General features: G+C 47.8%; 10 protein-coding genes and 1 pseudogene. 9 read left to right on the top strand and 2 right to left on the bottom strand.

Annotated elements, in window-relative coordinates:
* Nucleotides 1–3 precede the first annotated feature (3 nt).
* The 9 genes from KQI64_RS09065 to guaA all read left to right on the top strand — a co-directional run bounded on the left by KQI64_RS09065 (nt 4) and on the right by guaA (nt 10470).
* Nucleotides 4–714, top strand: coding sequence for an SWIM zinc finger family protein (locus tag KQI64_RS09065; protein WP_253289249.1), 711 nt, complete (start codon nt 4–6; stop codon nt 712–714).
* A gap of 177 nt (nt 715–891) precedes the next feature.
* Nucleotides 892–2085 carry an AAA family ATPase gene (locus KQI64_RS09070; protein WP_216524394.1) on the top strand — a complete coding sequence of 398 codons (1194 nt, stop codon included), beginning with the start codon at nt 892–894 and terminating at the stop codon, nt 2083–2085.
* Nucleotides 2082–2831 (top strand): hypothetical protein, encoded by a 750-nt coding sequence (locus KQI64_RS09075; protein WP_216524395.1) that lies wholly within the window; start codon nt 2082–2084, stop codon nt 2829–2831. The genes KQI64_RS09070 and KQI64_RS09075 overlap by 4 nt, the downstream gene beginning before the upstream one ends.
* A 403-nt stretch (nt 2832–3234) precedes the next feature.
* Nucleotides 3235–3654 carry a hypothetical protein gene (locus KQI64_RS09080; protein ID WP_253289250.1) on the top strand — a complete coding sequence of 140 codons (420 nt, stop codon included), beginning with the start codon at nt 3235–3237 and terminating at the stop codon, nt 3652–3654.
* Nucleotides 3655–3917: 263 nt separating this feature from the next.
* Nucleotides 3918–4631 carry a phosphoribosylaminoimidazolesuccinocarboxamide synthase gene (purC, locus tag KQI64_RS09085; RefSeq protein WP_216524396.1) on the top strand — a complete coding sequence of 238 codons (714 nt, stop codon included), beginning with the start codon at nt 3918–3920 and terminating at the stop codon, nt 4629–4631.
* Nucleotides 4632–4664: 33 nt separating this feature from the next.
* On the top strand, nt 4665–6143 hold the full coding sequence (gene purF, locus KQI64_RS09090; protein WP_216524397.1) for an amidophosphoribosyltransferase: 1479 nt from the start codon (nt 4665–4667) through the stop codon (nt 6141–6143).
* Nucleotides 6136–7572, top strand: coding sequence for an adenylosuccinate lyase (purB, locus tag KQI64_RS09095; protein ID WP_216524398.1), 1437 nt, complete (start codon nt 6136–6138; stop codon nt 7570–7572). Before purF ends, purB begins: the two co-directional genes overlap by 8 nt.
* A gap of 18 nt (nt 7573–7590) precedes the next feature.
* On the top strand, nt 7591–8868 hold the full coding sequence (locus tag KQI64_RS09100) for an adenylosuccinate synthase (protein ID WP_216524399.1): 1278 nt from the start codon (nt 7591–7593) through the stop codon (nt 8866–8868).
* Nucleotides 8869–8925: 57 nt separating this feature from the next.
* Nucleotides 8926–10470, top strand: coding sequence for a glutamine-hydrolyzing GMP synthase (guaA, locus tag KQI64_RS09105; RefSeq protein WP_216524403.1), 1545 nt, complete (start codon nt 8926–8928; stop codon nt 10468–10470).
* 98 nt (nt 10471–10568) lie between these two features.
* Here guaA and KQI64_RS09110 read toward each other — a convergent pair whose 3' ends face one another.
* Together KQI64_RS09110 and KQI64_RS09115 are read right to left on the bottom strand one after the other, a co-directional pair.
* Entirely contained in the window at nt 10569–12179 is a 1611-nt protein-coding gene (locus KQI64_RS09110; RefSeq protein WP_216524404.1) for a recombinase family protein, read from the bottom strand.
* Nucleotides 12180–12677: 498 nt separating this feature from the next.
* Nucleotides 12678–12890 (bottom strand): annotated as a pseudogene (locus KQI64_RS09115) (hypothetical protein); the annotation flags it as partial.

Genomic DNA, 12890 nt, shown 5'->3' on the forward strand with positions numbered 1-12890 from the left:
CTATTGGAACGAAATGAATTATCCGCGCCCACCGAGAAAGAGCTAAAGGAAAACGCGCAGAATACGCGCAAAAAAGCGGCGGCAAAGGTACAGACGCTGCACCCGATCGTTATTCGATCACGCCAAATCGCTAAAAGCTGGTGGGGCAAATCGTGGTGCGACAATTTGGAGCGCTACGCCGATTTTGACACCAGACTGCCGCGCGGCAGGCGGTATGTGCGCACGGGCGCGGTGACCGATTTGCAGATGAAAAAGGGCAAAATCCTGTCGCGTGTGCAGGGCACCCGCAAAACGCCGTACAAGGTGGAAATTCGCATCAGTCCGCTGTCGGAGCAGCGCATTGAGCAGATTATGGAAAAGTGCGGCACGCGCGTGGAAACGCTTGATAAGCTCGTGAACGGCGACTTTCCGAAGGAGCTAAAGGACGTGTTTTTGGAAAACGGCGGCTTGTTCCCCGAACCGAGGGGAATCTCGTTTTCCTGTTCCTGCCCCGACTGGGCGGTGATGTGCAAGCACGTCGCCGCAACGCTCTACGGCGTAGGCGCACGCCTCGACGAGGAGCCGCTGCTGTTCTTCTCCCTGCGCGGAATCGACACCAACCGTTTTGTGGACGTGGTGATTTCCAACCGCATAGAGGCAATGCTCCAAAACGCGGACAAGCCGAGCAAGAGGATCCTGCAAGATACGCAGATTGAAAGCTTGTTTGGCGTATGATAAAAACAACAGGTTCGGTACAGAAAATGCACCGAACATGAGTTATATATGTTGTTTTATGTTGATATTGCAACTTTAGCTTGCTTTCGAAAATGTTTCCGTTAGGTTTGACAATAATCGATAAATACTGTATACTTAAGCTACAATTGTTTAACATACTGATAAGGAGGTTTTTGAATGACTATTGAACAAATAACAATCCGAGATTTTAAGGCGCTTAAAGATATTTCGTTTTCTCCGGGCAAAATTAATGTTTTTATCGGCGCAAACGGTTCCGGAAAAACCACTTTACTGGAATCTATCGGTGTGTTAAGTGCTGCGATGACAGATCGTGTTGACGGGAATTCCCTTTCGCGGAAAGGAGTCAGATTAAGTGCTCCCTCGCTTTATAAATCGGCGTTTAAGGATACAATAAAGAGCAAAACGATGTCTTTTGAAGTATCGTGGAAAGACGATGCAACTGAAGAGAACTATAGATATAATGTTCATTTGAACGCTCCTAATGACGATAATGTTTGGCGCTATCATTCCGAATCACTTTTTCAGGAAAATAATCAGATTTGGGGTAGAAGCGGACGTTCTAAAGAAAATTTTGACAATACCGTTGGGATGTTATTGACAAATCAGTCTGAGCGTCTGTTCCCTGTTAAAGCGGCTATTGAACCGTTTCGCAATTATGCGATTTATCAGCCGTTTACAGCGGCGCTCAGGGGAACTGCGCCTGATCTCCAACAGACAATTCCCGTGGGACTCAGTGGTGGAAGATTAGCAGAAGCATTGGATGAAATTATTCATGAGGAAGACGGAGACTATTTAGTCGGAAACGATTCAGACGTGTATCTTGATGATATTCTTGAGGTAATTGATTGGGCTGACTCAATAAGTATCGGCGTTCCAACAAAAGAACGTGTTAACGCCGCTGTTTCGGTAAGTAGAAGAGTTCTTGAGTTTCGGGATAAATATCTGAAAGAATCAACAAAGTTTACCGCGTATGACGCAAGCGAAGGAGCTTTATATGTTTTGTTCATGTTCTGTTTGGCGTTACATCCAAAAGCTCCTGCAGTGTATGCGATTGATAACTTTGATCAGGCCATGCACCCTCAATTGGCAAGAACTGTTATGCGAAAAATCAGTGAAATCGTTCAGCAAAAATCGAAAACAGTTTTTTTAACGACACACAATCCATTAGTTTTAGATGGACTGGATCTTTCCAACGATAACGTTCGTTTGTTTACCATGAATCGCTCGAATAAGAACGGAAATGTTTATATAGAAAGAATTCGAGTATCAGAAAACTTGGTAAAAGAGAAGATGTCGTTATCACAGCTCTGGACCTCCGGGCGAATTGGAGGCGTACCTGATTTGCTATGAAGATTATAGGTATTGTTTGCGAAGGCGATCGTGATTATGAAATGTTAAAGAGCGTAATCGGGTGTTTTTTTGAGGAAGAATACCGCACTTTGTTTTTGCAACCCAATCCTGAATTTGGCACAGATAACGGAAATGGATGGAAGGGTATCATCAGATGGTGTCAGAATAGAGCTTCCGATATGTATCAGTATCTAAAAGATATTGTTCCCTCTATCGACTTATTGATTATCCATATGGACGCTGATGTAGCAAGATGCGAAAAAGAGATTTACTGTCCGAATATTCAGGTGGATTGTAACGAACAAGGCACGGAAGATTTTTTTAACTGTTCTGTAAAAAAGGAAAAAGAATGTTTGCAAGTTCTTCCGCCTAACGCAGTCTGTGACGGCACACCGCAAGGGAGAGTGGAATATTTAAACCGATTTATTTACAAGATAATCGGAGATGATGAACGGATTTGCAGCGTTGTTACAATACCTTGTGATGCTACAGATGCGTGGATCGTTGCAGCCTATGAAGATGGAATGGATGAGGTTGAACAGCTGGATTCTCCTTGGGATTTGATCAGTCACGGCAAATGCTACCATGGCATTCGTATTCCGAAACGAAAAAAGTCCAGAATACCATATGGAAAAATGATTGATAAGGTATGCGATAGATGGCAAACGGTAAAACAAAAATGTCCGCAAGCGCTAAAATTTGAGTGCGAAGTTCTAGAACAGCTTAAAACACCTTGTCTAGAATAAGAATTTAATGCTCTGCTCAGATGTAAAGGTAAAGATTGCAAGCTTTTCAAAGGATAAATATAATTTAATGACAGCAAGTATTCCCCAAAATTGGCAATAATTCGATTTTGGGGAATAAATTATGTGTTCACTATTATTCCAATGCGGAAAGATAAAACCGACGGTCGCTTTTATGTGTGATCGCATATTTCCCGATATTAGCAATTTATTCTTTCCAGCTAAAGATGAGGGTTTGTTTTTGAAGGGATAACAGAAAAGCACTGTACAGTCAATTAATTGGACAAAGTCAAATTATTTGACGCGATTTTTGCAAAAACCAGACTGCTAATTCTTACCAGCTCAAAAAAAGCCAGTGTTTATGCGGCTTTTCGGGCTTGTTAGATAAAAAATTTATGGTTCCACCTTGACAACAGCACCTGCTGCGGCGGACACCATAGCTTCCTTTTTCAGAGATACCGAAACAAAGCCCATAGACTATGACTTGATACTCACAGGCGATTTAGGGCTTGTTGGCAGCCGCGGTCTTCATGAGCTGCTTCTGGAGGAAGGATTTGATATCAGAAGCCGTCACAACGACTGCGGTTTGATGATTTTTGACCGTGAGTCTCAAGACGTGCACGCCGGCGGCTCCGGCTGCGGCTGCTGCGCGAGCGTGCTTTGTTCAAAAATCCTGAGGGATTTGAAGAGCGGGATTTTCGGAAATATTCTGTTTGTACCGACCGGAGCTTTGCTCAGCGCAACTTCGGCCGGGCAAAAGAAGACAATTCCGTCGATTGCACATCTCATCAATCTTGCCGTTAAAAAACAGAACCCAGCCATGTAAAGATCTGTCTTTATATCTCAGGCGCCGTTAAGAGCAGTTATCACGCTGCTCTTTTTCTTTTGCCGGTTGCAAAATTAGATATATTTTTACATGATTGCGAAAATATTTTTATTTTATTCGGAAAAATTCGTTTTTAATTCTTATACGGTTGCCAAAACTTCAAAACTATTATATAATATAGATGTATTGGTATTTTCAGCGGTCAGACAGCGCCCGGTATGCCCGAAAGCTGCCGCCGCACCGAAACTTTGGAGGAATTACAGATGGAAAAGAAAGAAATGCTCTACGAAGGCAAGGCTAAAAAAGTATTCGCGACAGACGACCCCGCTCTCTGCGTTGTTTCCTACAAGGACGACGCCACCGCGTTCAACGGCGAAAAGAAGGGTACAATCGTCGGCAAGGGTGTTGTTAACAACAGAATGAGCAACTTTATGTTCAAGCTGCTCGAGAAGAACGGAGTTCCCACCGACTATGTTGAGGAGCTCAGCGACCGCGACACTGTGCTCAAGAAGGTTCAGATCGTACCTCTTGAGGTTATTGTGAGAAACAAGGCAGCCGGCTCCTTCTCAAAGCGTTTCGGTGTTCCCGAGGGTACAGCGTTCAAGTGCCCGACTCTCGAGTATTGCCTTAAGGACGACGCTCTCGGCGATCCCATGATCAACGACAGCCAGATCATCGCTATCGGCGCCGCTACAAAGGAAGAGCTTGACACTATCGCGAAATACACCATGAAAATCAACGAGGTTATGGTTGCGTTCTTCAAGGAATGCAAGGTTGACCTTATCGACTTTAAGATTGAGTTCGGCAGACTGCCCGACGGCACCATCATTCTCGCCGACGAGATTTCTCCCGACACCTGCCGCTTCTGGGATGTTGACACCCAGGAAAAGCTTGATAAGGATCGCTTCCGCCGCGACATGGGCGGCGTAGAAGAGGCGTATGCCGAAATGATGAAGAGAATCGGTCTCGGTGAATAATAAACGGACAACCTGTTATCGGATGGTGAAATTTTGAATTATTCTTTCGACAATTTTGCAAAAGAAGGGCTGCATGAGGAGTGCGGCGTATTCGGAATATTCAGCGACGGCTCTCTTGACCCTGCCTATGCCTGCTACAACGGACTTCTTGCTCTCCAGCACAGAGGTCAGGAAAGCTGCGGCATAGCGGTGTCTGACGAGGGCGTTATCGACTATCATAAAAACATGGGACTTGTGACCGAGGTATTCAACAACAGTATTCTTGATTCCCTCAAAGGTCAGATGGGTATTTCCCATGTCCGTTATTCAACAGCAGGCGGCTCTGTGCTCGAAAACGCACAGCCGCTTGTTATGCGTTATGTAAAGGGTACTCTTTCCGTGGCTCATAACGGAAACCTCACCAATGCGGTAGAGATCCGCCGTGAGCTCGAGCAGAAGGGCGCGATTTTCCAGACAACTATCGACAGCGAGGTAATCTGTTACCTTATTGCGAGAGCTCGTCTGAACTGCCATTCCGTTGAGGAGGCTGTTGCCCGCACAATGGGTCACATCAAGGGTGCGTATTCGCTCCTTGTTATGAGTCCGAGAAAGCTCATTGCCGCACGCGACCCTCACGGCTTCAGACCTCTTTGCATGGGCAGACTCAACGGCACCTATGTTTTCGCCAGTGAGAGCGCGGCTCTTGACGCCTGTGGAGCCGAGTTTGAGAGAGACGTTGAGCCGGGCGAAATTGTCATCGTTGATCACAACGGTCTGCGCAGCATGAAGCCCGACTTCGGCGAAAAGAAAAAGTCTCTCTGTATTTTTGAGTATATTTACTTTGCCCGCAGCGATTCCTTTATCGACGGAGTCAGCGTTTATGAAGCCAGAAAGCAGGCGGGAAGAATTTTAGCCCGCGAGTTCCCGGTTGAAGCGGACATGGTCATCGGCGTTCCCGAGTCCGGTATCGACGCGGCTATTGGTTACGCTGAGGAGAGCGGCATTCCGTACGAAAAGGCTATCGTAAAGAACAGCTACATCGGCAGAACCTTCATCAAGCCCAGTCAGTCTGAGCGAATGAAGAGCGTCCGCATAAAGCTCAACCCGATCGCCGACATGGTGCGCGGCAAGCGTGTTGTCATGATCGACGACAGTATCGTCCGCGGAACCACCGTTGACCGCATAGTCACCATGCTCAGAGACGCAGGCGCAAAGGAAGTTCATATGCGCATAAGCTCGCCGCCGTTTATGTGGCCTTGCTACTACGGCACCGACATTCCCTCGCGAGGAGAGCTGATTGCCTGCAACCATACTATCGAGGAAATCACCAAGCTCAGCGGAGCGGATTCCCTCGGCTATCTGCCCGTCGAATATCTTCACGAGATGATAGGCTTCGCGCCTGTCGGTTTCTGTCAGGGCTGCTTCACGGGCGATTATCCCGCCGACATCATTCATGAAACCCTCGATGGAAAGGAACGCGGCGGAATGAATTTTGACAGTAAATGCATCGGAAAGGAACAGGAAAATGAGTAAGGATTGTTATGAGTCACCCTTGTCAGCGCGCTACGCGAGCAAGGAAATGAAATATATATTCTCACCCGACAAAAAATTCCGCACATGGCGCAGACTCTGGATTGCGCTCGCTGAAGCGGAAATGGAGCTGGGTCTGCCGGTAACTCAGGCTCAGATCGACGAGCTCAAGGCACACGCTGACGATATCAACTACGACGTCGCTCAGGAAAGAGAAAAGCTCGTCCGCCACGACGTTATGTCGCACGTTTACGCTTACGGCGTTCAGTGCCCGAACGCAAAGGGCATTATCCACCTCGGAGCTACCTCGTGCTACGTCGGCGACAATACAGATATCATCATCATGACCGAGGGCTTGAAGCTCGTGCGCAACAAGCTCATCACGGTTATCCGCAACCTTTCCAAATTCGCGGATGAATACAAGGCGCTTCCGACCCTCGCGTTTACTCACTTCCAGCCCGCTCAGCCCACGACTGTCGGCAAGCGCGCGACCCTCTGGATCCAGGAATTCATGATGGATCTCGAGGACGTTGAGTACCAGCTCTCAAAGGCAAAGCTGCTTGGTTCAAAGGGTACCACGGGTACTCAGGCGAGCTTTTTGGAGCTTTTTGACGGCGACCACGAGAAGTGCAAGGCTCTTGATAAGAAAATAGCTGAAAAGATGGGCTATCAGGCTTGCTTCCCGGTATCTGGTCAGACCTATTCGCGCAAGCTCGACTCACAGTTCCTCAACGTGCTCGCGGGTATCGCTCAGTCAGCGGCAAAGTTCTCAAATGACATCAGACTTCTGCAGCACCTCAAGGAGGTTGAGGAGCCGTTTGAAAAGAACCAGATCGGTTCCTCGGCAATGGCTTACAAGCGCAACCCCATGCGCAGCGAGAGAATCGGTTCTCTGTCGCGATATGTAATGGTTGATGTGCTCAACGGCTACTTCACTACCGCTACCCAGTGGTTCGAGCGCACCCTCGACGATTCGGCGAACAAGCGCCTGAGCGTTCCCGAGGCTTTCCTCGCGATTGACGGAGTTCTTTCACTCTGTGCTAACGTTGCGGACGGTCTTGTTGTTTACCCGAAGGTCATCGAGCAGCGCCTGCGCAAGGAGCTTCCCTTCATGGCAACTGAGAATATTATGATGGACGCCGTAAAGAAGAGGGGAGCCGACCGTCAGCAGCTCCACGAGAGGATCCGCGTTCACTCAATGGCTGCCTCCAAGGTTATCAAGGAGGAAGGCGGCGAAAATGATCTTCTTTCGAGAATCGCGGCTGACGAGGCGTTCGGCGTAACTCTTGAGGAGCTCGAGAGCATTCTCAAACCCGAAAAGTACACAGGCAGAGCAAAGGAGCAGACCGAGGATTTCCTCAACGAGTATGTCGCTCCGGCGCTCGAGAAATATAAAGATATTGAATCGGACAAACCCGAAATCAACGTTTAAGCATAAGGAGAAAAAACCATGGTAAAAGCTATCGTAGGCGCTAACTGGGGCGATGAGGGAAAGGGCAAAATCACCGACGTCCTCGCCAATGACAGCGACATCGTTATCCGCTTTCAGGGCGGTGCGAACGCGGGTCACACCATCATCAACAATTACGGCAAATTTGCGCTGCACCAGCTCCCTTCGGGCGTATTTCATCAGAATATCACCAACATCATCGGCAACGGCGTAGCCTTCAGCGTTGAGAACTTCGTCAAGGAAATGAAGGAGCTCGAGGACAGGGGAGTACCCACGCCCAACGTCATCATTTCTGACCGCGCTCAGATTGTAATGCCTTACCACGTTTCATTTGACTGCTATGAGGAGGAGCGTCTCGGAAAGAATTCCTTCGGTTCCACAAAGAGCGGTATTGCGCCCTTCTATTCCGACAAGTACTCAAAAATCGGCTTCCAGATCAATGAGCTCTATGACGATCCCGATTCCTTGAAGGAAAAGATTCATCACGCGCTTGAAATCAAAAACGCCACTCTCAAAAACCTCTACAACAAGCCCGAAATCACCGAGCAGGAGATTTTTGACAAGCTCATGGAGTACAAGGAGCAGCTCGCGCCTTACGTAGGCGACGCGTTCATGTTTGTACATAACGCCATCAAGGAAGGCAAGAACATACTCCTCGAGGGTCAGCTCGGCTCTCTCAAGGACACAGACTTCGGCATCTATCCCATGGTTACCTCCTCAAACACTATCGCCGGTTACGGAGCTGTAGGCGCGGGAATTCCGCCCTACGAGATCAAGGAGATCATCACCGTTGTCAAGGCATACTCCAGCGCTGTCGGCGCGGGCGAGTTTGTTTCCGAAATATTCGGCGACGAGGCTGACGAGCTTCGCAGACGCGGCGGCGACGGCGGCGAATTCGGCGCTACCACAGGCAGACCCAGACGTATGGGTTGGCTCGACCTTGTTGCCACACGCTACGGCTGTATGGTTCAGGGCGCTACTCAGGTTGCATTCACCGTTCTCGACGTTCTCGGCTACCTCGACGAGATTCCTGTTTGCGTCGGCTATGAGCTTGACGGCGAGGTTATCGACTACTTCCCGTCAACCACCAAGCTCAAGAGATGCAAGCCCATTCTTAAAAAGCTCAAGGGCTGGAAGTGTTCTATCTCGGGAATTACTGAGTATGATAAGCTGCCCAAGGAGTGCCGCGAGTACATTGAGTTCGCCGAGAAGGAAATCGGCGTTCCGATCAAAATGGTATCCAACGGTCCTTCCAGAAGCGACATCATCTACAGATAATAAAAAGGAGCTGTCTTGTTTCAAGACAGCCCCGTTCATTTTGAAAAGGGGTATAATATGAACAAGGAAACGGTAATCGTCCTCGATTTCGGCGGTCAGTACAACCAGCTGATTGCCAGAAGGGTTCGCGAGTGCAATGTGTACTGCGAAATCCTGCCCTATACGGTCGAGCTTGAAAAAATCAAGGCGCTCAACCCCAAGGGTATTATCTTTACAGGCGGACCCAACAGCGTTTACGACGAGAGCTCGCCGCACTATGACCCGGAGATTTTCAAGCTGGGAATACCTGTTCTCGGCATCTGCTACGGCTGTCAGCTCATGGCGTATTCTCTCGGCGGCAACGTAGTCTCCGCTACCGACGACGCTGTCAGCGAGTACGGCAAGACCGTGACCGATTATAACTCCGATAATATTCTTTTTAAGAATATTCCCTCGCAGGGCATTTCTTGGATGAGTCACCGGGACTATATTAATGAGGTACCCGAGGGCTTCACTGTTTCCGCGACCACGGCTCACTGTCCCGTTGCGGCGATGGCTGACCCGGAGCGCAGGCTCTACGGCGTTCAGTTCCACCCTGAGGTCAACCACACCGAGCACGGCAAGGACATGCTCAGAGCGTTCTTGTACGATGTCTGTGAGTGTAAGGGCGAGTGGAAGATGGACAGCTTTATCGACACCACCGTCGAGCAGATTCGCGCTCAGGTAGGCGATAAGGGCGTAGTTCTCGGATTATCAGGCGGAGTTGATTCCTCTGTTGCCGCCGCGCTCATCAGCAAGGCTATCGGCAAGCAGCTCACCTGCGTGTTTGTAGACCAAGGGTTAATGCGTAAAGACGAGGGCGATTTTGTTGAAAACACCTTCACAAAGCTCTTTGATATGAATTTCGTCCGCATCAACTGTCAGGACGAATTCCTCTCAAAGCTCAAGGGTGTCAGCGACCCCGAGGACAAGCGTAAAATCATCGGTACGGAGTTTTATAACGTGTTCTGGAACAAGATCCGCGAGAGCTACGGCTCGGGATTCTTTGCTCAGGGAACAATTTACCCTGACCGTATCGAGAGCGGCAAGGGTGACGCGGCGAAGATAAAGACCCACCACAATCAGGTCGGAGTACCCGAGGATATCAAGTTTGAGGATATCATCGAACCGCTCAAGGACTTGTTCAAGGACGAGGTGCGCGCAGTGGGTGAGAAGCTCGGACTTCCTCACGACCTCGTATGGCGTCAGCCGTTCCCGGGTCCGGGACTGGGCGTCCGCGTTATCGGCGAAGTAACTGCCGAGCGCGTAAAGATTCTTCAGGAAGCCGACGCTATTCTCCGCGACGAAATGGACAAGTGCGGCTATGCTGACAAGATGAGCCAGTTCTTCGCGGTACTTCCCGGAGTTAAAACCGTCGGCGTAATGGGCGACGCGAGAACCTACAGCGAGCTTGTCGCGATACGCGCCGTAACCACTGACGACTTTATGACCGCCGACTGGGCTAAAATCCCTTACGATATCCTCGGCAGAGTGTCCAACCGCATTATAAATGAAGTAACCCACGTCAACAGAGTAGTCTACGACATCACCTCAAAGCCTCCCGGCACGGTGGAATGGGAATAAAAAATAACACCCCTGACTTAATCCGTGATATTCTTAACGGAAAATTCAGCGGCGGGGATACCCTGAAGGTTTTAAGTGCCTTCAGGGTATTTTTCTGTTTAGTTTTTATCTAACTGAAATGTGTATTGGATTACGATGGTGTTGCCGCAGGTGCGCGAATATCTGACTTCCTTTTCGTAGACATCTATTCGCTTGATAAAGGCGCGGAGGATTTCGGGAGTGAGTTTTTCGATGTCGATATACTCTTTTGCCTTTGCAATGAAATCCTTGACGTATTTCTCCTGTAAATCAATCTCATTGATTTTTTCGTTGAGTTCGTTCAGCTTAGTGCGAATCTGAGCTTGTTCTTCCTCGTAGCCTGATGCAAGGAAATCATAACGTTCTGGAGTGATACGTCCGATCACTCTGTCCTCGTAAAGGCAGCGAATGATGTTGTCAAGCTCGCTAATACGGGTAGTCAACTGAGATTTTTCTTTCTCTGCCGAAGCATAATACTTTTTAGCTTCAGCTTTGCCCTTCTCGGTTGCCATAGCATAAAACTCATCGCTGTGGCTGCTCGCCAACGCTATCATAGATTTTAACTGTGCGAGAACGATCGTATCAAGCACATGTTCCTTGATATTGTGGACAGTACATCTTGATTTTCCTCGCTGATAACCGCCGCATTGAAAGTAGTTTTTCTCAGTCGGCATTGTTTTCGAACGATGAAGATACATTCTTTTGCCACAGTCTCCGCAGTAAAGATAACCGGAATACTTGTCCATCTCGCCCTGTGTATCAGGACGTTTCCTGCCTTCAAAATGTTTCTGTACGAGGTCAAATGTCTTCCTGTCAACAATCGCTTCATGAGTATTTTCGAACACCCGGATATTTTCAGGCGAATTGTTTATGCGCTTTTTCAGTTTGTTTGACTTGGAATAAGTTTTGAAATTAACGGTATCTCCAACATAGAATGGGTTCGACAACATTTTCCTAACGCTGTTTTGCGACCATATATATGGATTATTTAAGTTCGGTTGACCGCTGCGACTTCCTGTTTTCTTGAAAGCATATACGCTCGGACAGATCACTTTTCGCTCCGCAAGCTGATTACAGATACTCCAGATTCCGATTCCGCTTGCGTATAAATCAAAGATTTCTTTTACAATCGGCGCGGTTTCAGGGTCGGGAATCCATTCCTTTGGATTATCGGGATTTCGCATATATCCGTAAGGAACAGTTGTACTTATCCTTTCCCCGCGCTCACCTTTTGAATGAATGACAGCTCTAATCTTCTTGCTCGTATCTCTGGCATAGAAATCATTGAAATAATTCTTGATGCCGGAGAAGTCACTCTCACCATGAAGGCTGTCAACGCCGTCGTTGATTGCGATAAAGCGCACGTCATATTGCGGGAATGTAATCTCCATCAACATACCTGTCTGGAGATATTCTCTGCCCAGTCGGGATTGGTCTTTGACGATAACCGTTCCGACCTTACCCGCGTAAACGTCCTCCATCATCTGCTTGTAACCGGGACGGTTGAAATTTGCGCCGGAATAACCGTCGTCAACATAGTACTTACAGTTGTGCAGATTATTATCGTCCGCAAACTTCTTGGTAATGATTTTTTGATTGGATATGCTATTTGATTCACCCTCGCGCTCGTCCTCTTGCGAGAGACGGCAATAGAGAGCAGTGATCAATTGGTTTGAATTTGTGTTTAACAATTTGAACCTTCCTTTCCGAATGCAGCCACTCTGAAATTCAAACCGAATAGGATACGCTAACAGGATACCCTAACTCGGCTTGAATGTCCAGAGATTTTGGCTTGTTTTTTGACAATAAAACTTTTGACCCGCCGTTGCAGAACCTTAGTTTACATATCTCAGTTTTCCAAAGGCGGATTTGGATGCAACGTCACGTTGCTATTTTCCTGTGATTAAATATTTGATGGTGTCACTGACGGTGGGAGCGTCAGCGGTAGGGTTAACAGAAATAATCTCGTAAGTAGCACCGTTGACCGTCATGGTAGTGGAGCTGAAAAGATTCCTTCTGTAAAAATCTGAGGGATTATTTAGAGTAATGGTACTGAATTCTTTGTCCATAGAGTCCTTTCCTCGCCGCAGTAAATGCGGCGAATTATTTTTATGATTTTGTTAATGTGGTAGTTGGTTTGAAAATTGAACCGAATCATATTTGACATCAATCCCTTCGTTTGATATAGTTTAGAGTGTCATGGAGAATCCTTCGTCCTCATCTTCATCCTCGCTGTCATCATAATTATCGTAGTCATAATCGTCAGCGCCGAAGATTTCGTGGAGGATTTCTTCTCTGGTTTTGCATTCTTCCTGCTCATAATCAGGCTCCTGATCGAGCATTTCACCCTGACTTTCGGCTGCTACATTGGTTATTATACCGATACCCAAGCCGAGAACCGT

Origin of the sequence: Lachnoclostridium sp. MSJ-17, assembly GCF_018918205.1 — a bacterium.
Classification (GTDB): Bacteria; Bacillota; Clostridia; order Oscillospirales; family Acutalibacteraceae; genus Ruminococcoides.